Origin of the sequence: Pararhodobacter sp. (genome assembly GCF_034676545.1) — a bacterium.
Taxonomy (GTDB): Bacteria; Pseudomonadota; Alphaproteobacteria; order Rhodobacterales; family Rhodobacteraceae; genus Pararhodobacter.
This window is the reverse complement of record NZ_JAUCBZ010000015.1, coordinates 1,559,803-1,582,773: the sequence shown is the minus strand read 5'-3', so window position 1 is coordinate 1,582,773 and position 22,971 is coordinate 1,559,803. Positions and strand designations below refer to the sequence as shown.

The 22,971-nt window shown below is 62.2% G+C and carries 25 protein-coding genes, 2 tRNA genes and 1 other RNA gene; 17 read left to right on the top strand and 11 right to left on the bottom strand.

All coding sequences use genetic code 11. The annotated features are described in order from the left end of the window. The first annotated feature begins 49 nt into the window (after positions 1-49). Both mazG and VDQ28_RS11230 read left to right on the top strand, forming a co-directional pair. Positions 50-856, top strand: coding sequence for a nucleoside triphosphate pyrophosphohydrolase (gene mazG, locus VDQ28_RS11235; protein WP_323036023.1), 807 nt, complete (start codon positions 50-52; stop codon positions 854-856). Beyond that, complete coding sequence (locus VDQ28_RS11230) at positions 853-1,569, top strand: HAD family hydrolase (protein ID WP_323036022.1); 717 nt, start codon at positions 853-855, stop codon at positions 1,567-1,569. The genes mazG and VDQ28_RS11230 overlap by 4 nt, the downstream gene beginning before the upstream one ends. A 69-nt stretch (positions 1,570-1,638) precedes the next feature. Here the strand turns inward: VDQ28_RS11230 and VDQ28_RS11225 are convergent, their stop codons facing one another. Beyond that, positions 1,639-2,394, bottom strand: coding sequence for an NAD kinase (locus tag VDQ28_RS11225; RefSeq protein ID WP_323038110.1), 756 nt, complete (start codon positions 2,392-2,394; stop codon positions 1,639-1,641). A 215-nt stretch (positions 2,395-2,609) separates the two neighbouring features. Between VDQ28_RS11225 and glyA (VDQ28_RS11220) the strand changes: the two genes are divergently transcribed. The 3 genes from glyA (VDQ28_RS11220) (at position 2,610) to VDQ28_RS11210 (ending at position 5,550) form a co-directional block, all read left to right on the top strand. Continuing rightward, on the top strand, positions 2,610-3,896 hold the full coding sequence (glyA, locus tag VDQ28_RS11220) for a serine hydroxymethyltransferase (RefSeq protein WP_323036021.1): 1,287 nt from the start codon (positions 2,610-2,612) through the stop codon (positions 3,894-3,896). A 93-nt stretch (positions 3,897-3,989) separates the two neighbouring features. Continuing rightward, complete coding sequence (locus tag VDQ28_RS11215; RefSeq protein ID WP_323036020.1) at positions 3,990-4,763, top strand: DUF817 family protein; 774 nt, start codon at positions 3,990-3,992, stop codon at positions 4,761-4,763. A gap of 10 nt (positions 4,764-4,773) precedes the next feature. Further along, positions 4,774-5,550, top strand: coding sequence for an alpha/beta fold hydrolase (locus VDQ28_RS11210; RefSeq protein WP_323036019.1), 777 nt, complete (start codon positions 4,774-4,776; stop codon positions 5,548-5,550). A gap of 9 nt (positions 5,551-5,559) precedes the next feature. Here the strand turns inward: VDQ28_RS11210 and VDQ28_RS11205 are convergent, their stop codons facing one another. Together VDQ28_RS11205 and VDQ28_RS11200 are read right to left on the bottom strand one after the other, a co-directional pair. Further along, positions 5,560-5,742, bottom strand: coding sequence for a CTP synthetase (locus VDQ28_RS11205; RefSeq protein WP_323036018.1), 183 nt, complete (start codon positions 5,740-5,742; stop codon positions 5,560-5,562). A gap of 105 nt (positions 5,743-5,847) precedes the next feature. Beyond that, positions 5,848-6,168, bottom strand: a complete 321-nt coding sequence (locus VDQ28_RS11200; RefSeq protein ID WP_323036017.1) for a hypothetical protein — start codon at positions 6,166-6,168, stop codon at positions 5,848-5,850. A 117-nt stretch (positions 6,169-6,285) separates the two neighbouring features. On the opposite strand from VDQ28_RS11200, the gene VDQ28_RS11195 reads away from it, so the two are divergent. After that, positions 6,286-6,361, top strand: a tRNA-Val gene (locus VDQ28_RS11195). A 98-nt stretch (positions 6,362-6,459) separates the two neighbouring features. Here the strand turns inward: VDQ28_RS11195 and VDQ28_RS11190 are convergent. Then, positions 6,460-7,023 (bottom strand): fasciclin domain-containing protein, encoded by a 564-nt coding sequence (locus VDQ28_RS11190; RefSeq protein ID WP_323036016.1) that lies wholly within the window; start codon positions 7,021-7,023, stop codon positions 6,460-6,462. A gap of 196 nt (positions 7,024-7,219) precedes the next feature. Between VDQ28_RS11190 and VDQ28_RS11185 the strand changes: the two genes are divergently transcribed. After that, on the top strand, positions 7,220-7,789 hold the full coding sequence (locus tag VDQ28_RS11185; RefSeq protein WP_323036015.1) for a hypothetical protein: 570 nt from the start codon (positions 7,220-7,222) through the stop codon (positions 7,787-7,789). 10 nt (positions 7,790-7,799) lie between these two features. On the opposite strand, the gene VDQ28_RS11180 is transcribed toward VDQ28_RS11185, so the two are convergent. The 4 genes from VDQ28_RS11180 to VDQ28_RS11165 all read right to left on the bottom strand — a co-directional run bounded on the left by VDQ28_RS11180 (position 7,800) and on the right by VDQ28_RS11165 (position 10,410). Beyond that, positions 7,800-8,441, bottom strand: a complete 642-nt coding sequence (locus tag VDQ28_RS11180) for an anti-sigma factor domain-containing protein (protein ID WP_323036014.1) — start codon at positions 8,439-8,441, stop codon at positions 7,800-7,802. Further along, entirely contained in the window at positions 8,438-9,007 is a 570-nt protein-coding gene (locus tag VDQ28_RS11175) for a sigma-70 family RNA polymerase sigma factor (RefSeq protein ID WP_323036013.1), read from the bottom strand. Before VDQ28_RS11175 ends, VDQ28_RS11180 begins: the two co-directional genes overlap by 4 nt. Positions 9,008-9,268: 261 nt before the next feature. Continuing rightward, positions 9,269-9,691: a DUF2852 domain-containing protein gene (locus VDQ28_RS11170; RefSeq protein WP_323036012.1), complete on the bottom strand. Its 423-nt coding sequence runs from the start codon at positions 9,689-9,691 to the stop codon at positions 9,269-9,271. A 104-nt stretch (positions 9,692-9,795) separates the two neighbouring features. Continuing rightward, positions 9,796-10,410 (bottom strand): TetR/AcrR family transcriptional regulator, encoded by a 615-nt coding sequence (locus VDQ28_RS11165; RefSeq protein ID WP_323036011.1) that lies wholly within the window; start codon positions 10,408-10,410, stop codon positions 9,796-9,798. Positions 10,411-10,535: 125 nt separating this feature from the next. Between VDQ28_RS11165 and ffs the strand changes: the two genes are divergently transcribed. Beyond that, positions 10,536-10,633, top strand: an RNA gene (gene ffs, locus VDQ28_RS11160) — signal recognition particle sRNA small type. A 17-nt stretch (positions 10,634-10,650) separates the two neighbouring features. Here ffs and VDQ28_RS11155 read toward each other — a convergent pair. Continuing rightward, complete coding sequence (locus tag VDQ28_RS11155) at positions 10,651-10,866, bottom strand: DUF6324 family protein (protein WP_323036010.1); 216 nt, start codon at positions 10,864-10,866, stop codon at positions 10,651-10,653. Between the two features lie 183 nt (positions 10,867-11,049). Between VDQ28_RS11155 and VDQ28_RS11150 the strand changes: the two genes are divergently transcribed. The 3 genes from VDQ28_RS11150 to glyA (VDQ28_RS11140) all read left to right on the top strand — a co-directional run bounded on the left by VDQ28_RS11150 (position 11,050) and on the right by glyA (VDQ28_RS11140) (position 14,296). After that, a tRNA-His gene (locus VDQ28_RS11150) sits at positions 11,050-11,126 on the top strand. Between the two features lie 252 nt (positions 11,127-11,378). Further along, entirely contained in the window at positions 11,379-12,905 is a 1,527-nt protein-coding gene (locus VDQ28_RS11145) for a trimethylamine methyltransferase family protein (protein WP_323036009.1), read from the top strand. A 68-nt stretch (positions 12,906-12,973) separates the two neighbouring features. After that, a complete protein-coding gene (gene glyA / locus VDQ28_RS11140) occupies positions 12,974-14,296 on the top strand; it encodes a serine hydroxymethyltransferase (RefSeq protein ID WP_323036008.1) in 1,323 nt (440 codons plus the stop codon). A 4-nt stretch (positions 14,297-14,300) separates the two neighbouring features. Here glyA (VDQ28_RS11140) and VDQ28_RS11135 read toward each other — a convergent pair whose 3' ends face one another. Together VDQ28_RS11135 and VDQ28_RS11130 are read right to left on the bottom strand one after the other, a co-directional pair. Further along, positions 14,301-16,067, bottom strand: coding sequence for an AsmA-like C-terminal region-containing protein (locus tag VDQ28_RS11135; RefSeq protein WP_323036007.1), 1,767 nt, complete (start codon positions 16,065-16,067; stop codon positions 14,301-14,303). Continuing rightward, positions 16,051-16,323, bottom strand: coding sequence for a hypothetical protein (locus VDQ28_RS11130; protein WP_323036006.1), 273 nt, complete (start codon positions 16,321-16,323; stop codon positions 16,051-16,053). Before VDQ28_RS11130 ends, VDQ28_RS11135 begins: the two co-directional genes overlap by 17 nt. Positions 16,324-16,467: 144 nt before the next feature. Between VDQ28_RS11130 and VDQ28_RS11125 the strand changes: the two genes are divergently transcribed. The 6 genes from VDQ28_RS11125 to rimO all read left to right on the top strand — a co-directional run bounded on the left by VDQ28_RS11125 (position 16,468) and on the right by rimO (position 22,922). Then, positions 16,468-17,133, top strand: a complete 666-nt coding sequence (locus VDQ28_RS11125) for a lysophospholipid acyltransferase family protein (protein WP_323036005.1) — start codon at positions 16,468-16,470, stop codon at positions 17,131-17,133. Beyond that, complete coding sequence (locus tag VDQ28_RS11120) at positions 17,130-18,101, top strand: phosphatidate cytidylyltransferase (RefSeq protein ID WP_323036004.1); 972 nt, start codon at positions 17,130-17,132, stop codon at positions 18,099-18,101. Before VDQ28_RS11125 ends, VDQ28_RS11120 begins: the two co-directional genes overlap by 4 nt. Positions 18,102-18,175: 74 nt before the next feature. Further along, complete coding sequence (locus VDQ28_RS11115; RefSeq protein WP_323036003.1) at positions 18,176-18,973, top strand: crotonase/enoyl-CoA hydratase family protein; 798 nt, start codon at positions 18,176-18,178, stop codon at positions 18,971-18,973. 78 nt (positions 18,974-19,051) lie between these two features. Then, positions 19,052-19,576 carry a cytochrome b gene (locus tag VDQ28_RS11110; protein WP_323036002.1) on the top strand — a complete coding sequence of 175 codons (525 nt, stop codon included), beginning with the start codon at positions 19,052-19,054 and terminating at the stop codon, positions 19,574-19,576. Between the two features lie 179 nt (positions 19,577-19,755). Beyond that, entirely contained in the window at positions 19,756-21,372 is a 1,617-nt protein-coding gene (locus VDQ28_RS11105; RefSeq protein WP_416349370.1) for an FMN-binding glutamate synthase family protein, read from the top strand. Between the two features lie 173 nt (positions 21,373-21,545). Then, positions 21,546-22,922 carry a 30S ribosomal protein S12 methylthiotransferase RimO gene (gene rimO / locus VDQ28_RS11100; RefSeq protein WP_323038109.1) on the top strand — a complete coding sequence of 459 codons (1,377 nt, stop codon included), beginning with the start codon at positions 21,546-21,548 and terminating at the stop codon, positions 22,920-22,922. Positions 22,923-22,971 lie beyond the last annotated feature (49 nt).

The window sequence follows — 22,971 nt, the reverse complement described above, 5'->3', positions numbered from 1 at the left end:
TGAGCTTTGGGATAGAGGGACAGAGTGAGCAAAAACACAGGCACTTGCAATGGCAGACGATCCTTTGATCCATGATCCCGATGGCGGCATGGCGCGCTTGGCGGCGATCATGGCGCGACTGCGCGCTCCTCAAGGTGGTTGCCCCTGGGATCTGGAGCAGACCTTTGACACGATTGCCCCTTGCACCATCGAAGAAGCCTATGAAGTCGCCGACGCCATTGCCCGCCGCGATTGGGACGGGCTGAAAGGCGAATTGGGAGATCTGATGTTCCAGTCGGTCTATCACGCGCAAATGGCCCAAGAGGCCGGGCATTTCACGCTGGATGACGTGTTGCGCGGAATTGCTGACAAAATGGTTGCGCGCCATCCGCATGTGTTCGGCGACACAAGAATTGACGATGCCGCCGCACAAACCGTGGCGTGGGAGGATCTCAAGGCCGCCGAGCGGGCGTCAAAGGCACAAGGCGGCGTGCTCGATGACGTGCCCGTCGGGCACCCCGGCCTGACCCGCGCCGTCAAACTGCAGAAAAGGGCAGCGCGCGTGGGTTTTGACTGGCCCGAGATCGGCCAGGTTGTTGCCAAGATCGCCGAAGAGGCACAGGAATTGATCGACGCCGACCCTCAGGATCAGTTCGAGGAATTTGGCGACTTGCTGTTTGTCATGGCAAACCTCGCGCGCCACCTCAAGATCGACCCCGAAGCCGCCCTGCGCGCCGCCAATGACAAATTCACCCGCAGGTTTGCCTTTATCGAATCGGCACTGGCCGCGCAGGGGCGCCGCCCCGAAGACTCGACGCTCACGGAAATGGATGCGTTCTGGAACGCCGCCAAAGCCACGGAAAAGGCACGCGCATGACCATCAAGATCGCCATGTGGTCCGGCCCGCGCAATCTCTCGACGGCGATGATGTACGCCTTCGCCGCGCGGGGGGATTGCACGGTCACGGATGAGCCGTTTTATGCCGCCTACCTTGCCCTGAGTGGCCTGCCCCACCCGATGCAGACCGAGATCCTCGCCCGCCATGAAACGGATCCGTCGAAGATCTCACTGACCCATGAGCAACCGACGCCACTCTGGTACCAAAAGCACATGTTTCATCACATGCTGCCCGAGATGCCAACCGCCTGGATGGCAGAGTGCCGTCATGCAATCCTGATCCGTCACCCGGCGCGCGTCATCGCCTCCTATGCGCGCAAACGGGAATCACCAACGCTGGATGATCTGGGCATGGTGCAACAATTGCAGATGTTCGATACGATCCGCCGCGTGACCGGCTCGCCGCCGCCCGTGGTCGATTCCACCGATATCCGTGCCAACCCCGGCCCGATGCTGGCCGCGCTTTGTGCCGCGCTCGCCATTCCGTTTACACCCAAAATGCTGACGTGGCCGGTTGGCCCAAAACCCTACGACGGCGCCTGGGCTCCGGTCTGGTATGGCGCGGTTCACCAATCCTCGGGCTTTGACGCGGCCGAAGGCCCGTTGCCAGACTTGTCCGCAGCGCACCAAGCCCTCGCCGAGGCGGCCATGCCCGCTTACGATGCGCTGGCGGCCCGAAAACTGACTCCCTGACCTCATCTTGCCAAAAATACTCAAGAAACGGTTGCGTGAGGCACCCCATTTCCCACAGTAGCGCGCCGGTTAGAAAAACTGCTCGCGAATGAGCCGCTCTTCCAACCCATGCCCCGGATCGAACAGCAACCGGTGCCGCACCGTGGTCTCGGATCGGATCTCCACGCAAACCACGTCGCGTACGCTTTGCCCATCGCCTTCTGCCATCACCGGGCGTTTGGCGGCCTCCAGCACGTCAAATCGCACGACCGCCGATTTGGGCAGCAACGCGCCGCGCCAACGGCGGGGCCGAAAGGCGGCAACGGCGGTCAAGGCCAGAACATCCGCGCCAATCGGCAAGATCGGGCCGTGCGCGGAATAGTTATACGCCGTCGACCCGGCAGGTGTTGCCACCAACGCACCGTCGCACACCAGTTCCTCCATGCGCACCAAACCATCCACCGAGATGCGCAGCCGTGCGGCTTGCGGGCCTTCGCGCAGCAACGACACCTCGTTGATCGCCAAAAGCTCATGCACCATCCCCGCCGCGTCAGTGGCGCTCAGCGCAAGCGGATTCAACGTTGTTTCCTGCGCCGCCTCCAGCCGGGCCGGCAGATCCTCAAGGTCGAAACTGTTCATCAAGAACCCGACGGTCCCGCGGTTCATGCCATAGACCGGCACATCGCGAGATTGCGTGGCGTGCAGCGTTTCCAGCATGAACCCGTCACCCCCCAATGCGACGATCACACCGGCCTGGCTCAGAGGCGCATCACCGTAGCGCGACACCAACGCGGCACGCGCCTCTTGGGCGACAGGCGCCTGACTGGCAAGAAACACGATCGGCATCCGTTTCTTGCGCGCGGCCTGAAGTCCGGTTTCTGGCACAGGTTTTCTCCTCGAGACGGGGTTCCCGGCAGGTTTCGCAAATGCGCGCCCTGCAAGCAATCGGAAAGGGTATTTCGCATCTGTATTACGAACGGGCGTTTTCGTTGCTTTCCGATCCGGACAAGCGGCGTTATACACCGGCTCAAACATCAGCCACCCAACGGCGGGAGACGCGCATGACCACCTCAACCGGCTTTTTCACGGAATCCCTTGCCACCCGCGATCCCGAGATCGCCAAGGCGATCGGCCTCGAACTGGGTCGCCAGCGCGACGAGATCGAGTTGATCGCTTCGGAAAACATCGTTTCGCAAGCGGTGATGGAAGCCCAGGGCTCGGTGATGACCAACAAATACGCCGAGGGCTATCCGGGTCGCCGGTACTATGGCGGGTGCCAATTTGTGGATATTGCTGAAAATCTGGCAATCGAGCGGGCCTGCGAGCTGTTCGGATGCAGCTTTGCCAACGTCCAGCCCAATTCCGGCAGCCAGGCCAATCAGGGCGTGTTCACCGCGCTGGTCAAGCCGGGCGATACCATTCTGGGCATGAACCTGGCCTCGGGCGGTCACCTGACGCATGGCGCGGCCCCCAACCAGTCGGGCAAATGGTTCAACGCGGTGCAATATGGCGTGCGCCAGCAGGATAACCTGATCGACTACGATCAGGTCGAAGCCCTTGCCATCGAACACCAGCCCAAGCTGATCATCGCCGGTGGTTCGGCCATCCCCCGCGTCATCGACTTCGCCAAATTCCGCGCGATTGCCGACAAGGTGGGCGCATATCTGCTGGTCGATATGGCGCATTTCGCGGGCCTCGTGGCCGGTGGGCAGCACCCATCGCCCTTCCCACATGCGCATGTGGCCACCACCACGACGCATAAAACCCTGCGTGGGCCGCGTGGCGGCATGATTCTGACCAACGACGAAGCGCTGGCCAAGAAAATCAATTCGGCGATCTTCCCGGGCATCCAGGGCGGCCCCTTGATGCATGTGATCGCCGCCAAGGCCGTGGCCTTCGGCGAGGCCCTGCGCCCCGATTTCAAGGAGTACACCGCCAAGGTCGTCAAGAACGCGCAGGCCTTGGCCGATCAGTTGATGAAAGGCGGCCTCGATATCGTCACCGGCGGCACGGACACCCATGTCATGCTGGTCGACCTGCGCCCCAAAGGCGTCAAGGGCAACGCGACCGAGAAGGCCTTGGGCCGCGCGCATATCACCTGCAACAAGAACGGCATTCCGTTTGATCCGGAAAAGCCGACGGTGACGTCGGGGGTTCGGCTGGGCACTCCGGCGGGCACGACACGCGGCTTTGGCGAGGCTGAATTCCGCCAGATCGCCGACTGGATTGTCGAGGTCGTCGATGGTTTGGCGGCCAATGGCGACGACGGCAACGAAGCCGTCGAGGCAGCGGTTCGCGAAAAGGTGCAGGCTCTTTGCGCCCGCTTTCCGCTCTATCCCGGGCTTTGAACCCTGACCCGGTCTGCTGCCACCCGGAAACATGAGCGCGCGCTCGGTGATTTCATCCGCGCGCGCCTTCCTGATGTCATCGAAGAACCGGCAATGTTTGTGCTCAAACATCTGTGGGCCGGGTTGTTTGGCGGCATCCTGATGATCGCCATGGCGGTCTCTGCCGCGATCTGGCCTGACGATTGGCTGGTGACCCGGTACGACGCCTTGCTGGTCGTCGCGGTGATCACACAGGTCCTGTTTTTCACATTCCACCTTGAGTCCTCGGACGAGGGCGTGGCCTTGGCGGTCTTTAGCGCGCTGGGTCTTGGCATGGAGTTTTTCAACACGGCACAAGGAAATTGGGCGTATCCCGAGGGTGGATTGTTCACAATCGCACATGTTCCCCTGTTCGTCGGCTTCCAGTATGCCGCCGTGGGCATCTGTATTCTCAGGATGATCCGTATCTTCGAGATGCGATTTGTCCCCTTCCCGCCCTATTGGATGGCCTTGGGACTGGTCGCTCTGATCTACGCGAATTTCTTCACGCAGCATTTGTGGATCGACATTCGCATCGCGCTGTTTATCGCCACAGTGCTGATGTTTGGCCGCACGCGCATTCGATTCCGCAGCGGCGGGCGTGACCTGTGGATGCCGATGCTTTTGTCACTGTTCCTGTCGGCCCTCGGGGTGTGGCTTGCTGAAAACCTTGGCACACTTACCGGGACTTGGCTGTATAGTGGACAAGAGCAAGGAGAGCTGGTCAGTTTCGCGACGCTGGGGTCGTGGTATCTGTTCCTGTGCGTGGCGCTGATCGTTGCCTTGCTGGTCTTGCCCGACGCCACTCAACGCGCCAGGTCGACCCGTAAACCACGCGCAACACACTGAAAGCTTTACCATGCTGACCCTCATCCGCCACGGCACGCCGACCTCACTCCCGCCGCTGTTGATTGCGCACGGGTTGTTTGGGTCAGGCCGCAATTGGGGGGCCATCGCCAAGCGCCTTTCCGACAGTCGCGAGGTTGTCGCGGTCGATATGCGCAACCACGCGGGCAGTTTCTGGGACGATCAACATGATTATCCGTCGATGGCCGCAGATCTGGCGCAGGTCATCGACGCGGAAGGGCAACCGATGGACGTGCTGGGGCATTCCATGGGGGGCAAGGCGGCCATGCTTTTGGCGTTGACGCATCCGGAGCTTGTGAACCGCCTCCTTGTCGCGGACATCGCGCCGGTTGCCTATCAGCACAGCCAGACCCCGTTGATCGACGCGATGCGCGGGCTGGATCTGACCGATCTCAAGAGCCGTTCCGAGGCAGACCGCAGGCTCGCGACACAGATTGACGACAGCCAAGTGCGCGCGTTCTTGCTGCAATCGCTCGACTTGAAAACGCAGCCTGTGCACTGGCGTCTGAATCTGGACGCGCTGGAGCATCACATGGACGGAATCACCGGGTGGCCGTCAGAGATCGCGGCGGATCTGCCACCCTTTGCCGGGCCGACGTTGTTCTTGTCCGGCGCGAATTCGGATTACGTTCGCCCGGACGCGCGCCCGGCAATTCGCGCCTTGTTTCCCAAAGCGCACCTGTCAAGAATCCCCGGCGCAGGCCATTGGCTGCACGCCGAGAAACCGCGCGAGTTCGAGGCCACGGTGCGAGTCTTCCTGACGCCGTAAGTCCGTCGTTTACAGTTCTTTCAGCTTTTTCGCGATCAGCCAACTTACGGGCAGCGCCACGATGCTGCCGATGACAGCAGCCCAGACGATCGACTGAACGTCGTACATATTCATCGTCAGCGCCACCACAATGGCGATCCCGGCCAGCGTGGTCCCGACCACGGCATAAAGAATGGATGTCAGTCTCAGCATCTTGCGCCTCATATGTCATGTCCGGGGCACCATACGGTGACGGACGTGTGATTCCTTGATCTTGCGCAAGTATTAGACAGAATGGTGAGTCACTGAAACACCGTTTCATGCCGGGCATGTCAATCGCGCAGTCATCACACCGCTATCACCAGCCGCACTTCGGTCCACCACGCGACACCCCGTCGCCTGCTCGGCCGCTTGAACCATCGCCGGCAAGATCGCGACATGCTCTGGTCGGCGCGCATAGCCCATGCGGATCACCTGCACCCGCGGACGCGCCTCGTCGAGATTGGCGTAAACCTCGTACCGTCGCCCGTCGATCTCTACGGTGCGATGGGTCGCCCCCCAATACTCACGCCCCGGCGAGGCACAGCCGGCGATGAAACCCACAGTGGACAGGATCAATATGAGGAAAAGGCGCTGCATCATCCGCCAAGGGAAGCGCAAAAGCCTTAACACTTGGTTAAGCAACATTGAAAACCGTCGAATTTCGCCCGAACCGCCCTTGCAAGATTTGATCGGTTCGGAGTATCAGGGCCGCGCGGGTGATTAGCTCAGTTGGTAGAGCATCTCGTTTACACCGAGAATGTCGGCGGTTCGAGCCCGTCATCACCCACCATTCCCCTTGCCTATGGAAAACGACCCCGGCACCGAAGTGCCGAGGCCGCAATCTGCCAAGGTTACAAGGTGAAACCCGGCTCTGACAAAAGCGAACCCTTACATGGCAGGCAAGAGAACGCTGTCGATCACATGGATCACGCCGTTCGACTGTACGACGTCGGCAATGGTGACGTTGGCGATCCGGCCCTGACCGTCTTCAATCATGATCGTGCCATCTTCGCCCTGCGTCAGGGTGAATTCGCAGCCACCGACCGTGGTGAACGGATGGCTGCCGTTATCATCGGCAATCATCGTCGAGATCGCATCTGACATCGCATTGGTCGCAACCACATGGCAGGTCAGGATCTTTTGCAGCGTTTCCAGATTTTCCGGCATCAGCAGCGTTTCAACGGTGCCCTCGGGCAGGGCCGCAAACGCGTCATTGGTCGGGGCGAACACGGTGAACGGGCCGTCGCCTTGCAGCGTGTCGACCAGACCAGCCGCCTGAACTGCGGCAACCAGCGTCGTGTGATCCGCCGAGTTCACGGCATTCTCGATGATGTTGCGCTCTGCCAGCATTGGCGCGCCACCGACCATCGGGTTTTCCGAATGTCCGGCCGCATAAGCCGAGAACGAACCCAGAGCCGTAGCAGCAGCGGCAGCGATAAGAACCATTTTCATTGTGTAGTCTCCCGTTTGGTTGTTTCGGGGCCTGTGTTTGTCGGCCCATATCTTAGAAACGGGAGGAATCAGTGGAAGTTTCAGAACTGGTGAAAAAAGTTTCGAAACTTGCGAAATTTCTTTGAAACTTGGGCAACACGCTTATTACTCAGGGCATATAAACCGGAAATACTCGCTCTGATCCTAAGGCTTTTTTATGAAACCCATCCATTTTGCGATCCTTTTGCTGGCCCTGCCGATCAGCGGCAACGCCCAAGACACAAGCACCCTCGAACGGGGATTTTCCGAGGCCTTTGCGCAGGTCTTCCCCAATGGCACTGCCGACCCCGCGCAGACGATGGGCCAAGGACTTGCGCTTATCCCTCACATTGCGGGCGCATGGGGCGCGGCAGATCAGATGTTCCCCGATGGCACCTTTGACGCGGCGCTTTGGCCGCGATACTGCGCTGCGAGCGGAGTGATCATCGCACCAACCAGTGCTGCCAGCTTCACGATGACGCAGCTGAGCCGGGGGGCATCCACCGGCAATGTCGTGACCTATTCTCTTGTCGCGGCCTCGACCTTTACGCGCACCGCAAACCTAGACGGTTTGGCGCAGCAATTGTTTGGAGTCGGCGATCTGCGCGAGGTGTCGCCAAACATGCTGGGTGCAATGATCTCGGCACCGATGCTGCACGGCTACGCCATCTTGCGCATGCCCAACCCCGAAACGCTGGTGATTGAAAATGTCGCGGCACGGCCGGCGTTGTTTTTGCGCTGCCCGTGAACGGGTCGCGTCAGTTCACCACCGGCAAGACGCCCGTCGCCAGAACCGGGCCCGTTGGCAAAGCCCCCGGTGCGCCGCCTTCTGGCTCTAGACTTACGGCCAAGGTCACGCCCGGCGCCAAGTCGGTTGCCACGCGTGTGACAGGTCCGCGCAACAGCCCCAGCGAGCGAGGCACACCATCGTCACCAATCGCCCAAAGCTGATAGTCCCGGCCCTGCCCTGCCGCCGCAACATCAAGGGCAAACTCCAGCACCGCGCCGTCATAATTGGCATTGAAGGCCACGGTCTCGCCGACCAATTGCACCGGCATCGGCGTCGGCGCGATGGGCCAGACCAGCACCGCCAGGGTCACACTGGCCGCCACGGCCGCGCCCGCCAGCCATGGCCAGGCAAAGCGGCGGCGCCTCACGGGTTGCACCGGAAAGAGACGCGCCTCGATTTGCGGCAATAGATCTGGCGCTGGCAGCACCGGGAACGCGTCATTCAGCCCAGACAACCGGTTTTCCCATTCCTGAACCCGCGCTGCGAATCCTCCATCAACCTGCGCCCGATCCCGTGCGGCGCGCCAGTCATCGCGCGACAACACGCCCAGAACGTATTCTGCGGCCAGCAGATCGTCTTGGTCCTCAGGGTGGCGGTCGGCGTCGGTCATTGGTCCAGACACTCCTTGAGCCGTTGCAATCCGCGGCGCAGCCAAGTGCGCATCGTGTTGATCGGCACGCCGTGACGCGCCGCCAGATCCTGGTAGGACACGCCCTCAAGATAGGCCCCTTTGACCGCAGAGGCGCGGTCCTCCTCCAATTCGCCAAAACAATCCATCACGCGGCGCGCTTCGCCCTGCGCCATCAAGCTTGCCTCGACGCCGGGCTGCGAGTTGGCGATCCGCTCGAGGGGGTCTTGCCCCTCGGCATCGCGGGCTTGCGCCTGTCGCATGCCCGCCGCTTCCGGGCGACGACGCAAGCGGTCCAAAGCGTGATTTCGGGCGACGGCCACCATCCAGCTCATACCGCGACCTTTGTCGGGTTGATACTGGGCAGCGCGCTGCCAAACTCGTATGAAAACGTCTTGCAAAGCATCCTCGACCTCGGTTCGGTTCCCAAGGATACGAGTCAAAACACCGGTAAGTTTCGGCGCGGCTTCAGAATAGAGCACGCGAAAGGCCACCCGGTCTTGCCCGGCGACACGCTGCAAAAGCCCTGAGATCGCGTCTTCCGTCACGTTTCACCCTTGGCCGCCGCGGTTTCCATAGCGCGATACCTAGCGCATTGACGCCGGGTTTCCACGCGAAAAACAATCTATGTAAGCGCTGTCGAAATTGTCTCCCATCAGGCTAATCGAAAGCCCTGCGCCGGGCGCGACGTCGGCCCCGCGAGACACGACACACCGGCGCATGAAAAATGGCCACCCCGATCATCGGCGTGGCCATTGGCGCAAACACAAAGAGGTTGGGGGGCATATTGCCCCCCGCTTTTGTCAGGATCAGGCCGACGGCTCGACCGTCCGGGCCTCCGCGGCGCGCTGGCGCTCGCGGTCGGTCATGAACTGGTCGAATTCCGACTTGTCCTTGGCCTCACGCAACCGGTGCAAAAAGTCCGAGAACGCCGCCTGCTCGTCTTCCAGACGCTTCAAGGTTTCGGTCTTGTAGGCATCAAAGGCGGTGTTGCCCGACGGCTGGTGCATCGCCCAAGCGGCGCGTTGGTGAGATTTGCGAGCGCTGCAGTTTCTACCGAACATTTTCTTTCCCCATATCATGTAAGCAAGGAGTGCGAGGCCCACGGGCCAGAAGAAGATGAAACCCAAAACCATGGCGGCGATCCACGCGCCTTTGCCCTTGGCATCAAGCCAGAATTCGGCGCGGCCGGGCCAGGTGGTGATTCCTGTGGCGGTTGCGGTGGCGTTCATTGTTTTCGACCCTTTCTGCTGCTGTGTTAATGTTATTTACATTCACATAGATGGCTATGGCAAGCATTTCTTCAAGGATCGGCGTCGATTTTTTCGAAAAATTATCAGTCGGGCGCAATCAGCCCCAGGCCGCGCAAGTAGATACCAATCCCCGATTCCAGCAGTTCTTCGGGGGTAAACGGCGCGCGGGCACCCGGTTTTCCGCGTGCATACAACTCGATAATCCCATGACTGAGCGCCGAGATATGCGCCGAGAACATCGCACCAGGGGGGCGACGATCAATCGGAATGCGCGCGGACAAGACATCCGCGGCGCGGGTCAAGACCCGGTTCGCGCGATCTGCAGCCTTCATCAGATCCGGGGTTTGCCCCGGCGCGACCCCTGATTCGAACATCGCCATATAGTGACCGGGATATTTGCGCGCGAACGCCAGATAGGCGCGCCCGACGGCCTCAAACGCGGCCAATGGCGTCGGTTTGCCGTCGTCATAGGCATATTCCAGCACATCGCCGAACAGATCGTAGCCCTGCCGCGCGACCTCGGCAATCAGATCATCGCGGCCGGCAAAATGGCGATAGGGGGCGGCCGCCGACACACCGGCCTGCTTTGCGGCCTCGGCCATCGTGAAGCCGGTCGGCCCCTTGTCGGCAATCAGTTTCAACGCCCCTTCAACGAGCGCCTGTTTCAGATTGCCGTGATGATAGCCGCGTTTGCTCATGGCCTGCTGGCTTGGTCTCCGATGGTCATACGATGTCAGGGACTACCGCATATAAGCCCTCCATCGCAATCACCCAAACGGCGCTAGGCTCTTGCAATGCGGGCGCGTGTTGACTAGATGAGCGTCGAGAGGCTGGCGCGGGCAGGCGTTTCGCCAACCCGGTCAGGTCCGGAAGGAAGCAGCCGCAACGATTTCCGCTTGGGTCGTGTCCGGTCTCTCACCCATCCTACCCTTGGTTTGTCAACGACGCGGCTTGCCCTTGTTGCCGCCGCTGGCAATGGCGCGCGCGGCTTCGGCGGCAACGCGCAGCTCTTCGGCGATTTCCTCGGCCTCTTCGGGATCAAAATCCAACGGCAATTCGATTCCATCGGCTTCGATATACAGCCGGACCATCCCCTGATCGGTCGGACCGATCTGAAGATCCGCCGCAATGTCGCTTTGCTTGTTGATGCTCATATCAGCCCCCTTGTGATACTGCGCGTGCCTAGCGCGCCGGAGGCAGTGGTGCAAGCTGCATGGCATGGACCGACGGTGGCAAGCCGACAAGAACGCGCAAAAACGGATGTGCACGGGTGACAGGAATTCTCGCCGATTGCCCCCTTGCAATTGCGATCACGGGCGGCTAAACGGCCCGCAAGTGCCGACGTAGCTCAGTTGGTTAGAGCACTAGATTGTGGATCTAGGGGTCCCCCGTTCGAGCCGGGGCGTCGGTACCATCTCCTCTCGTTTGAATGGTCAGGACGGCACTTGTCTGCCTTCGGGTCGGCGGCTTGGCTTGCCCTTGGGCGCTTTGGCCTGACCTCCTGCCCGCGAGAGGCTTGCGCCCCCCATGCGACCCAAAACCAGACCCTTGTCACATTCGGGACGGCGCGGCATGTTGACGTGGTGGGCGAGGATCGCCCGGAAACCGTGATCGCCCCTCCCGCTATGATCCCTGTGGCGGGGACAAGCGCGCGTGAAAGGCTGATATGGACACCCCTCGTCGCACTGGCGGTCGCAGGCGCGCCTCGGAAACCACGCCCAAACGGGTGATGAATTACCGCCAATTGCGCCACCCGTTCACTCCGCAAGCGGTATTCAGCGCCGACGAGGTGGCCGCACTCCACGAGACCGCGCTTCGGGTGCTCGAGGACTTGGGCATGAAGATCTTGCTACCCGAAGCACGCGACATCCTGAAGGCGGCGGGTGCGCGCGTGCACGACGAGATGGTTTATATCGGCCGAGATCTGGTCGCGGCAGCCCTCGACACGGCCCCCCGCTCGATCCGCTTGCGCGCCGCCAACCCGCTGCGCGAACAGATCTACGAAGAGGGTGCGCTGCTGTTCACGCCCGGCTCTGGCTGCCCCAATGTCACCGACCTGGAGCGAGGACGCAGGCCCGGATCCCTGGCCAGCTACCACGAGACGTTGAAGCTTCATCAGAGTTACGACGTGATCCATATCCTCGGCCCCTCGGCGGAACCGCAAGACGTCGCCCCACCGTTGCGACACTATGCAATGATGCAGGCGCAGATGACGCTGTGTGACAAACCGATGTTCATCTACGCGCGCGGACGAGGACAAATCGAACAAAGCCTTGAGATGATCCGCCTCGGATTGGCGTTATCCGAGGACAATTTCAACACTGGCGTCTGGGCGATCACCGTCATCAACTCGAATTCGCCGCGTGTTCTGGACAACCCCATGGCGCAAGGGTTGATCGACTTCGCCCGCGCCGGCCAAATGTCTGTCATTACGCCCTTCTGTCTGGCGGGGGCTATGGCGCCGGTCACGGTGGCGGGTGCACTGACCTTGCAACATGCCGAGGCTTTGGCGGGGATTGTCCTGGTGCAAATGACCAAGGCCGGCGCACCGATCAGCTATGGTGGCTTCTCGTCGAACGTCGATATGAAATCGGGCGCGCCCGCCTTTGGCACGCCCGAGCACGTCAAGATGCAGATCGGCGCCGGGCAACTGGCGCGCCACATCGGCTTGCCGTGGCGTTCGGCGGCGGGATCGGCCTCGAACTGTGCCGATATGCAGGCCGCAACCGAGAACGGCATGGGGCTGTGGGGCGGTTTGATGGCGAACGCGACGATGAACATCCACGCGGCGGGCTGGCTGGAGGGCGGGCTTTCGTTCGGCTATGAGAAATTCATCAACGATGTCGAGGCGCTGCAAACCATCGCCGAGCTTTGCGTGAAACCCTCAGGGGCGACGGCAGAAATCGGCTTTGACGCCATCGCCGAGGTCGCCCCCAGCGGGCATTTCTTTGCCGCCGCGCATACGATGGACCGCTACTCGACTGCCTTTTATGCGCCCTTGGTTGCGGATTTGGCCAATTTCGGCACATGGGAGGCGGCCGGTGCGCAATCTTCGGCCCAGCGCGCCACGGCAATCTGGCAAGCCAACCTGCGCGATTTTCAGCCCCCCGCGACGGCGGAGGGCGTCGCCGACCGTCTGGCCGGATATATTGCGGCAAAAACGGCGGCGGGTGGTGCGCCGCCGCTGGAATAGCGCACCCGAAAATTCAAATTGCACCCGACGGCGCGCATCGGCACTCTGTCTTGAACAAGGAGACGCCGATGACACACCTCGCTTCCCGACCCTGGGTGCCCGCCGCTTGCGAAACCCGCGTGCAATCCATCGCCACCGCGACCGCAGACGCCACCAGCGCGCAAGTCGATGCCCGCATCGAGGCGCTGATCCAGCAAAACGCACAAATCCATGAGCGCGACTGTTTCAACCTGAACCCCGCCACCAACGTGATGAACCCGCGTGCCGAGGCGGCTTTGGCGCGCGGTCTGGGGTCGCGCCCGTCGCTGGGTTATCCCGGCGACAAATACGAGATGGGCCTGCAAGCGATCGAGGAAATCGAGGTCATCGCCGCCGAACTCGCCGCCGAGATCTTTGACGCGACCCACGCCGAAATCCGCGTGCCCTCGGGCGCGATCGCCAATCTTTACGGCTTCATGGCACTGGCAAAACCGGGGGATACCATCATCGCCCCCCCGGCGGCGATTGGCGGCCATGTGACGCACCACGCCGATGGCTGCGCGGGGCTCCACGGCCTGCACACGCACCCGGCCCCGGTGAATGCCGATGGCTATACGGTCGATCTGGACGCGCTGCGCACACTCGCGCATCGGGTGCAGCCGAAAATCATCACCATCGGTGGCAGCCTCAATCTGTTTGCGCATCCGGTGGCCGAGGTCCGGGCGATTGCTGATGAGGTCGGCGCCAAGGTGCTGTTCGACGCCGCGCACCAATGCGGGATCATCGCGGGCAAAGCCTGGCCCAACCCCTTGGCGCAGGGGGCGCATCTGATGACCATGAGCACCTATAAATCACTGGGCGGGCCTGCGGGCGGCTTGATCGTGACCAGGGATGCCGACATCGCGCAGCGCCTTGATGCGATTGCGTTTCCCGGCATGACCGCCAATTTCGACGCGGCCAAATCGGCGGCGCTGGCGATCAGTCTGCTCGATTGGCGCGAGCATGGCGCGGCCTATGCCACAGCCATGATCGACACCGCCCAGGCTTTTGCCAAGGCCCTGCATGATGCCGGATTGCCGGTATTCTGCGCGGCGCGGGGCTTTACCACATCGCACCAGTTCGCCATCGAGGCGGCCGGATTCGGGGGCGGTCAGGCGGCCTCGAAAACGCTTGAGAAAGCCGGGTTTCTGGCCTGTGGCATCGGCCTTCCCCTTGCCCCCGTTGCAGGCGACATGAATGGCTTGCGGATCGGCACGCCCGAGTTGGTGCGCTGGGGAGTCACGGTTGCCGACATCCCGCAGATTGCCGCGCTTGTGGTCGAGGCGCTGCGCTCCAATGATCCGGCATCCGTGGCTCCGCGCACGCAAGCCCTACGCGCGCGGTTCACCAAGCTTCACTTCATGCGGACCTGACGGGTCAGTTGCCAGCCGGAGCATCCGGGGTCGCACCGCCCCCGCCCAACAACCGCAACAACCCGTCGCGCGCCGCCTCCTCGACCCCGGAGCGCAGCGCTTCTTCGGTTGATTGCCCTTCTTCGCGGGTGATGCCCAACTCTTCCTGCACCCGTTGTTCCAGACGCGCACGCGCTTCGGCTTCAAGCCTTGCGGCTTCGGCACGCGCGGCGGCTTCCAGACGCTCTCGCTCCTCGCCCAGGCGCTGCTCGGCGAGCCCCTCCAGGTCCAACCGGAAACGAGGTGCAGACCAAGGCCCGGTGATCAGCAACGGCACACTCAGCGTCGCGCCGGTCTCGGCGTTTCGCATGGCTTGCGGCGTGATGCGATACTCCAGAATCTGCTCGCCCAGGTTGACATCGCCGCGCCCCGAAACCGTCACACGGCTTGCCGCCAACGCGAGGTCAGGATTGTTCAACACTCCGTTTTGAATGGTGAAACTGCCTGTCAGGCTCTCGAAAATCGTCCGGTTGCCTTCGCCGACATACGACAAATCAAGATTGCGCAGCATTCCCGCAAGGTCAAATCCGATGATCTCACCAGCGGTGAAATCCAGCCGTCCCTCGCCCGAAAGGCTGCGCATGATGGCGTCAACCGATGCGCCGGACCCCAGGAACCGCACATCCATCGACGCGAGGCCTGTCAAACGTTCAAAATCAGCCGCCTGTTGCAGGAGTGGTAGCAGCCGCACACCACGCAGCCGCATGTTGCCGCCGACCGACAGACCTGAGCGGTTGTTGGCCACGACCTCACCACTCAGGGCCCCCTCGAACGCGCGGACTTCGGCAAGTTCCAGCACACCGCGGGCGCGGTCGATGACCAAGGTGCCGCGCACGGAATCGAGGTTGGCGAACCCGGTTTGCACCGGTCCCAGCGTCAGGCCAATCCGCGCATCCAGCAGGCCCAGCGCCGAGGCGTCGATCCGGCTGGTTGGCCAACCTGCGCCCCCCGAGGAGGACGGTGCACTGGCGCCACCCGCCAGGAAGGGCCGCAGATCCAGCGTGTCAGCGCTGATTTCTCCGGTCAGATTGGGACGCTCGCCACTCAGCGTCAGGTCCAGCGCCGTGCGAATCCTGTTTGCGCCGACGCCAATCACGCCGTCGCGCACATGCACGCTGCCCGCCGGTGCCAGAGTGATCTGCCCGCCCAGGGTCAAGGGCCGCGCGCCTTCCGCCAAGGGTTCCGCCCCGGTGATCCCGGCCAGCGCCAGCGCCGGGGCAAGGCGGCTGCTTTCAAGGCTGATCCGTCCCTCGGCGGCCAAAGGTTCCAACCCGGCGCGCCCCTCGAAGGACATTTGCGAGCCATCGGCAGACAAAGTGGCCGAAATCGGCACCACATTTCCGGCCAGCAAACTTGACACCGAGCCGATCTGTGCCTCGATGCGTCCGGTCTGCCCGCCGCGCCGCGCGGACAATCGCAGATCGGCGGGCCCCGCGGCGTCGAGCATCGCCAGATCAATATCGACGCCCTCGATGGTGATATCGGTTCCCGCGGCATGGTCGATATAGCGCAGGCTGGCCCCGGTGATCAGCGCCCGCGCCAACGAAATCGCGGGCATCCCCCCCGAGGATGCCTCTGTAGGTGCAGCGTCAGCGCCGCCCATCCCCTCGAACACCCAGTTGCCGCGACCCGAGCGATCCATCTCAAGGATGATCTGCGGCTGGTTCACTTCGAACCGCTGCACCGCGATGTTGCCGCCAATCAGGGCCGACAGGTCAACACCCAAGTCCACCGAACTCGGCGACCAGCATCGGGCCCGCCGTCGAGCCTTCGACATTCGCCAGTGTCACGCCCTCGATCCGTGCGCCGATGTTGGGCCAGATCGTCGGGCTGACCGACCCCGAGATCGTCAGCGCGCGCCCGGTCGAGGCTTCGAACTGGCGCGCGGCCAGATTGGCGATCCGTTCGGCAGGGACCAGGAAAATGGCCGCCACTGCCACCACCACCAATATCACGATCAGCCCTATCAGCCTGAAAATCCAGCGCATCGCGTCCTCCGGCTCTTTGCGTTGGTGTCATGATAGCACTGCGAGACTCGCACACAAGCCACTGCGGTTTCACAGACCTGTGCCCGGCGTCACCCCGCGCAAGTTTTGCGTTGCGCTTTGCACCGGGCGTCGCATGATGCGACGATGACCAACCCGCGCCCTCGCCCCTCGGCGTTACGCCGCCTTGCTGCCCGGATCGTCGGGCAGGCGATTGTCCTGTTCGCGCGTGCGATCACCGCGGTTCATGCCGAATGGCGCGGCGTCGGTCCCTCGGCCAGACAGCGCGTCTATTTCGCCAATCATGTCTCGAACGGCGACATGCCGATGATCTGGTCCGTTCTGCCGCATCATTTGCGGATGCGCACGCGCCCGGTTGCGGCGGCGGATTACTGGCTGAAGAATGGTTTCAGGGCCTTTGCCGGCGGCGAGGTGTTTCGCGCCGTGCTGGTGGACCGCCGCCCGGACGCCCGCACCGAAGACCCGATGCAGGCGATCCTCGAGGCGCTGGATGAGGGCGCGTCCTTGATCATCTTCCCCGAGGGGTTGCGCAATCAGGGGCCCGAGCCGCTACAGCCGTTCAAAGCGGGGCTTTACAACATCGCCAAGGCGCGGCCTGACGTGGAACTGGTGCCAACCTGGATCGCCAACCTGTCCTCCGTCATGCCCAAGGGCGAGGTGATCCCCCTGCCGCTCATGGTGCGCGTGATATTTGGCGCGCCCGTGGCCTTGGGCGACGCCGAGACCCGCGCCGATTTCCTGACCCGCGCCGCCGAGGCCTTGCTCACCCTGAAACCCGAGGATCAGACATGAGCCCGATGCTGCGCGACATCGGCTTTCTGGCCTTGGGGGTCGCCACCGTCCTGCTGGCGCTGACGGTCTTCGGCGAACGCCTGCGCGCGCGGCGCACCACACCGGACCCGGCGCTTGAGGTCTTCATGACCCGGATCGACAGCTGGTGGGCCATGGTGATCCTGTTCACCCTGGCACTGCTGGTCGGCCCCTGGGCCGTGGCGCTGTTGTTCGCCATTGCCAGTTTCGCGGCCTTGCGCGAATTCTATACCTATTCCGCACATTCGCGGGCGGATCATCTGTCGCTGGCCTTGGCGTTCTACATCATCCTGCCCGCGCAATTCCTGTTCGTGGTCTTTGATCTCCCCCGCCTGTTTGCCGTGTTCATCCCGGTGTACATCTTCTTGCTGCTGCCCTTTGTTTCGGTTCTCAGAGGCTCGACCGACAAATTCCTCAACCGCGTCTCCGAGACGCAATGGGGCCTGATGATCTGCGTGTTCTGCCTCAGCCATATCCCCGCCTTGATGTGGCTGGACCTGCCACGCTTGGGGGCGGATGGGCAGATGATCGCTCAACCCTCGGGCCGCAGCATGTTGCTGATCGCGTTTCTGGTTCTGGTGGTTCAAACCGGCGATCTGGTGGATTTCTACATGGGCCGCCGGGTCGGTCGCAAACGCATCGTGCCTGATCTGTCGCCGAAAACCTGGGAGGGCGCCGCCTGGGGCGTGGCGGCGGCGGCAAGCCTGGGTCTGCTGCTGAGCTGGATCACCCCCTTTGGCCCCTTGGCGGCGGCGGGCATGGCGGCGCTGGGATCGGTTTTCGGGCAAGCCGGGCACCTGATCTTGCGCGCCATCAAGCGGGACCGGGGGCTGCGCGACTGGTCGCATCTGATCCCCGGCCAAGGCGGGTTCCTCGACCAACTCGACAGCGTGATCTTTGCCGCGCCCGCGTTCTTTCACCTGACCCGGCTTTGGTGGATGGCCACCTGAGCCGACGCCACGTTCCCCCTTGTCCTGCGCGCGCGCCTGCGCCAGCCTGCGCACAACACAACAAGGGGGCCAGCATGTCCGAAGATCGCGTGACCATTTCCATAGATAACGGCATTGCCGAGGTTACCCTGAACCGGCCCGACAAGCTGAACGCCTTTGACCAGCCAATGTTCGAGGCCGTCGCCGCCGCCGGCGACCGGCTGATGACCGAGCCTGGGCTGCGCGCGGTAATCTTGACCGGCGCAGGCCGCGGGTTCTGCGCGGGCATCGACACCGCCCTTTTGATGCTCTTTGCAACGCGGCTCGATGATCTCAAGGTCGAGATCAACACCCCCCTGCCGGGCCGCGCCGACAACGCCTTTCAACACCCCTGCACCGTCTGGGCCGACCTGCCGGTTCCGGTGATCGCCGCGCTGCATGGCGTGACCTACGGGGCCGGGATGCAATTGGCCTTGGGGGCAGACATCCGCATCGCGCATCCCGAAACCAAACTGTCGATCATGGAATCGCGCTGGGGCCTGGTGCCGGATATGGGCCTGACCAAACTGCTGCCCGGCGTCATGCGCGCAGATCAGGCGCTGGAACTGATCCTCTCGGCGCGGGTCGTCGACGGCCCCGAGGCGCAAACGCTGGGCCTCGTGACGCGGCTCTCGGACGACCCGCTGCAAGCCGCGCGCGACACCGCCAAAGCCATCGCCAGCCGCAGCCCCGAGGCCGTGCGTGGCGCCAAATCCCTGGTGCGCGCCGCGTGGCCGGGCGACGACAGCGTGCTGGCCCTTGAGGCACATCTGCAATCCGAAATCATCGGCAGCCCCAATCAGATCGAGGCGGTCATGGCCGGAATGCAGAAACGCGAGCCCCGGTTCACCTGACGCGCACGCATTCGCCTTGCAAAACATATTGCATTGTGAATATGTTGCATGGACGCCGCAATATCCAGGAACATCGACATGCCCAGCCGCTATCACCCTGCCCTCGTCACCTTGCATTGGGTCTCGGCCTTGCTGCTCATCGTGGCGCTGGTCGCCGGAACCTTGGTGCTGGCCCCGGTGCCCAACAGTGACCCGTCAAAGCTGTTGTCGTTCCGGTTGCACATGGGTCTGGGCTTCGTGATCGGCATTCTGACGCTGATCCGCCTTGCTGTCCGCGCCAAAACCGCACACCCGGCACCGGCCACGACCGGAATCGCCCTCGCCGATCGCGCGGCTCCGTTGGCGCATTGGGCGCTCTATGCGCTGATCCTTGCCATGGTCGGCTCTGGTGTGGCCTTGTCGCTCAATTCCGGGCTTGGCAATGCGGTGTTCTTTGGCGGCGAGATGCCCGCCAATTTCGAAGGTATCGCCGCGCGCGCGGCACACGGCATCATCGCGACCTTGCTGATGATCACCATCGGGCTGCATATCGTGGCGGCGATTTGGCATCAGGGCGTGCGCAAAGACCGCCTGTTGTCGCGCATGGGCTATGATAAACGCTGATCAATCCGCGCGATTTTTTCCTGCAATTCAGGGGTGTTTCCGCAAAGCCTCTCTGCTAGTCTCGGCGCAATGCCCCATCAAGGCACCGCGTCGAGGCACATGCTTTCAGGAAATCGAAAGACCTGTCTGCAACCCTGTGACGATTCGGTCCGCAGCGCGGGGTGCTCAACAGGGAAACCATGATGTTCTTCGGTTTGATTCGCTACTCAACATTTGCAATTTGCGTCTGGATGACGCTCGTTTGCCTCGTGTTGATCCCGGTTTGGCCATGGCTTTGGATGCCAGCGCTCGTGTTCGGGGGGCTCAGCGTGTTGGGAGTCCGCGATTTGCGGCAGACCAACCATGCAATCTTGCGCAACTATCCCGTACTTGGCCATTTGCGCTTTCTGTTTGAGATGATTCGGCCAGAAATCCGGCAATATCTGCTGGAAAGCGACCACGACGAAGAACCGTTTTCCCGTGAGGCGCGCGGCATCGTCTATCAACGCGCGAAAAACGTTGAAGACAAACGCCCCTTCGGCACGAAAATCGCGGTGAACGCTTCGGGCTATCAATGGCTGACCCATTCGATTCGTCCCAAGAAAATCCTGGATACCGATTTCAGGGTCATGGTTGGCGGCCCGGACTGCCGCAAACCCTATAACCTGTCGATGTACAACATCTCGGCGATGAGCTTTGGCGCGCTGTCCGCCAACGCGATCCTGGCGCTGAGCAAGGGCGCCAAGGCGGGCGGCTTTGCGCATGACACCGGCGAAGGCGGCATCAGTCGCTATCACCGCGAAGGCGGCGGCGATCTGATTTATGAGATCGGCACCGGCTATTTCGGCTGCCGCACCCCTGACGGCCGTTTCGATCCCGAAAAATTTCGGGAGGTAGCGGCGCTTGATCAGGTCAAAATGATCGAAATCAAGCTCTCGCAGGGGGCCAAGCCGGGCAAAGGCGGAATCCTGCCAGGTGCCAAGGTCACGCCCGAGATTGCCGAGGCGCGCGGCGTGCCAGTGGGGGTCGATTGCCACTCGCCCGACGCTCACAACGCCTTTTCGACGCCAATCGAATTGATGGAGTTCATTGCCCGGTTGCGGGACCTGTCCGAAGGAAAGCCCATCGGCTTCAAGATGTGCCTTGGCCATAGGCGCGAATTCATGTGCTTGGTCAAGGCGATGCTGAAAACCGGGATCACGCCGGATTTCATCGTCATCGACGGCAAAGAAGGCGGCACCGGGGCCGCACCGCTGGAATTCGCCAACCACATGGGCATGCCCCTGGTCGAAGGGTTGACCTTTGCCCATAACGCCCTGCGCGGCGCGGATCTGCGCGAGAAAATCAAGATCGGGGCATCAGGAAAACTGATTCACGCCTTCGACATTGCCAAGGCCCTGGCTTTGGGCGCCGATTGGGCGAATTCGGCGCGCGGCTTCATGTTTTCCATCGGCTGTATCCAGGCTCAGGTCTGTCACACCAATCTCTGCCCGACGGGTGTCGCCACGCAGGACAAAAGACGTCAGCGCGCACTGGTCGTGCCTGACAAAGCCGTTCGTGTTGCCAATTTCCATCGCAACACCCTGAAAGCCTTGGGTGAAATGTCCGGCGCGGCGGGTCTGAGCCATCCTTCCGGGTTCTTGCCCTGGCACTTGATGATGCGCGAAAACGACCGCGATATGGTCACCGGCGAAGATGTTTACCCCTACATGCCCATCGGTTTCCTGCTGCGCGAAGACGATGAACGATTCGGCTACATGAAGCGGTGGCGCCGCTCGAGCGCTGAAAGCTTTGAGCCTTTTGACGACGGCGTCTGATAGCCTCCTTTGGGCGCAAACCTTCGTGCCCTGGTCGCCAAGACCGGGGCACACCAGACCTGGCGGCTACGGCCAGGCAACGCGTATCTATCGTGATTGCGCGCGCAGTCTCTTGACCGCCCTGTCGCACGGCGCCCCTTTTCGTGCGCGCCGATCCGGCGTATAGCCGCGCCATGAGCCAGAACCCACCGAACCTCCGCCCTGACCTTGCCCCCCACGCGCGCCTGAGCACGCCGCCCAGCCGCGACGGCCAGCCGACGATCGGCATGGTCAGCCTCGGCTGCCCCAAAGCCCTGGTCGACAGCGAACGCATCCTGACGCGCCTGCGGGCCGAAGGCTACGCCATCTCGCCGGATTACCAGGGCGCGGATGCGGTGATCGTGAATACCTGCGGCTTTCTGGACAGCGCCAAAGCGGAATCGCTCGACGCCATCGGCGAGGCCTTGCGCGAAAACGGACGGGTGATTGTGACAGGGTGTCTGGGCGCCGAACCCGAGTTTATCACCGGCACCCACCCCAAGGTGATGGCGGTGACCGGCCCACATCAATACGAACAGGTCCTTGATGCGGTGCACGCTGCCGTTCCGGCTTCGCCCGATCCATTCATCGACCTGTTGCCCGCGACGGGTGTCAAGCTGACACCTCGGCATTACAGCTACCTCAAGATTTCCGAGGGCTGTAACCACAAGTGCAAATTCTGCATCATCCCGGATATGCGCGGCCGCCTGGTCAGCCGCCCGGCCCATGCCATCCTTCGTGAGGCCGAAAAACTGGTTGCGGCAGGCGTTCAGGAGCTTTTGGTGATCAGTCAGGACACCTCGGCCTATGGTCTGGACCTGAAACACGCAACGGAACGCGGGCACCGCGCACATATCACCGATCTCGCGCGCGATCTTGGGTCACTGGGCGCTTGGGTTCGACTGCATTACGTCTATCCCTACCCGCATGTGCGCGACCTGATCCCCCTGATGGCCGAGGGGCTGGTACTGCCCTATCTCGACATTCCGTTCCAGCACGCCCATCCTGAAACCCTGCGCCGCATGGCACGCCCGGCAGCGGCGGCCAAGACACTGGACGAGATCGCCCGCTGGCGCGCAGATTGCCCTGATATCACGCTCCGCAGCACCTTCATCGTCGGCTTCCCAGGTGAAACCGAGGAGGAATTCCAGACGCTTCTGGACTGGCTGGACGAGGCGCAACTGGATCGTGTTGGCTGTTTCCAGTATGAAAACGTCAAGGGCGCGCGCTCCAATGACTTGGAGAACCACGTTCCCGACGACATCAAGCAAGACCGCTGGGACCGGTTCATGGAAAAGGCGCAAGCCATTTCGGCGGCCAAGCTTCAGGCCAAAGTGGGTCGCGTTTTGCCGGTGATCATCGACGAGATCGACGATGAAGGCGCGACCTGCCGCACCCAAGCCGACGCGCCAGAAATTGACGGGAACCTGTTCATCGACGAAGATTTCGAAAGTCTGACAATCGGACAAATCGTAAATGTGACAGTGGATGAGGCTTCTGACTATGATCTTTGGGGGCATCTGGTTGATTAAGTGCAAGCTCTGCCGCTTGACACCAATCGCCTCGAGCGGCACAGTTTTC

Bases quoted from the DNA above. Each gene is read 5' to 3' on its own strand.
- mazG (WP_323036023.1), top strand. From the start codon at position 50: ATGGCAGACGATCCTTTGATCCATGATCCCGATGGCGGCATGGCGCGC.
- VDQ28_RS11230 (WP_323036022.1), top strand. From the start codon at position 853: ATGACCATCAAGATCGCCATGTGGTCCGGCCCGCGCAATCTCTCGACG.
- VDQ28_RS11225 (WP_323038110.1), bottom strand. From the start codon at position 2,394: ATGCCGATCGTGTTTCTTGCCAGTCAGGCGCCTGTCGCCCAAGAGGCG.
- glyA (WP_323036021.1), top strand. From the start codon at position 2,610: ATGACCACCTCAACCGGCTTTTTCACGGAATCCCTTGCCACCCGCGAT.
- VDQ28_RS11215 (WP_323036020.1), top strand. From the start codon at position 3,990: ATGTTTGTGCTCAAACATCTGTGGGCCGGGTTGTTTGGCGGCATCCTG.
- VDQ28_RS11210 (WP_323036019.1), top strand. From the start codon at position 4,774: ATGCTGACCCTCATCCGCCACGGCACGCCGACCTCACTCCCGCCGCTG.
- VDQ28_RS11205 (WP_323036018.1), bottom strand. From the start codon at position 5,742: ATGCTGAGACTGACATCCATTCTTTATGCCGTGGTCGGGACCACGCTG.
- VDQ28_RS11200 (WP_323036017.1), bottom strand. From the start codon at position 6,168: ATGCAGCGCCTTTTCCTCATATTGATCCTGTCCACTGTGGGTTTCATC.
- VDQ28_RS11190 (WP_323036016.1), bottom strand. From the start codon at position 7,023: ATGAAAATGGTTCTTATCGCTGCCGCTGCTGCTACGGCTCTGGGTTCG.
- VDQ28_RS11185 (WP_323036015.1), top strand. From the start codon at position 7,220: ATGAAACCCATCCATTTTGCGATCCTTTTGCTGGCCCTGCCGATCAGC.
- VDQ28_RS11180 (WP_323036014.1), bottom strand. From the start codon at position 8,441: ATGACCGACGCCGACCGCCACCCTGAGGACCAAGACGATCTGCTGGCC.
- VDQ28_RS11170 (WP_323036012.1), bottom strand. From the start codon at position 9,691: ATGAACGCCACCGCAACCGCCACAGGAATCACCACCTGGCCCGGCCGC.
- VDQ28_RS11165 (WP_323036011.1), bottom strand. From the start codon at position 10,410: ATGAGCAAACGCGGCTATCATCACGGCAATCTGAAACAGGCGCTCGTT.
- VDQ28_RS11155 (WP_323036010.1), bottom strand. From the start codon at position 10,866: ATGAGCATCAACAAGCAAAGCGACATTGCGGCGGATCTTCAGATCGGT.
- VDQ28_RS11145 (WP_323036009.1), top strand. From the start codon at position 11,379: ATGGACACCCCTCGTCGCACTGGCGGTCGCAGGCGCGCCTCGGAAACC.
- glyA (WP_323036008.1), top strand. From the start codon at position 12,974: ATGACACACCTCGCTTCCCGACCCTGGGTGCCCGCCGCTTGCGAAACC.
- VDQ28_RS11130 (WP_323036006.1), bottom strand. From the start codon at position 16,323: ATGCGCTGGATTTTCAGGCTGATAGGGCTGATCGTGATATTGGTGGTG.
- VDQ28_RS11125 (WP_323036005.1), top strand. From the start codon at position 16,468: ATGACCAACCCGCGCCCTCGCCCCTCGGCGTTACGCCGCCTTGCTGCC.
- VDQ28_RS11120 (WP_323036004.1), top strand. From the start codon at position 17,130: ATGAGCCCGATGCTGCGCGACATCGGCTTTCTGGCCTTGGGGGTCGCC.
- VDQ28_RS11115 (WP_323036003.1), top strand. From the start codon at position 18,176: ATGTCCGAAGATCGCGTGACCATTTCCATAGATAACGGCATTGCCGAG.
- VDQ28_RS11110 (WP_323036002.1), top strand. From the start codon at position 19,052: ATGCCCAGCCGCTATCACCCTGCCCTCGTCACCTTGCATTGGGTCTCG.
- VDQ28_RS11105 (WP_416349370.1), top strand. From the start codon at position 19,756: ATGATGTTCTTCGGTTTGATTCGCTACTCAACATTTGCAATTTGCGTC.
- rimO (WP_323038109.1), top strand. From the start codon at position 21,546: ATGAGCCAGAACCCACCGAACCTCCGCCCTGACCTTGCCCCCCACGCG.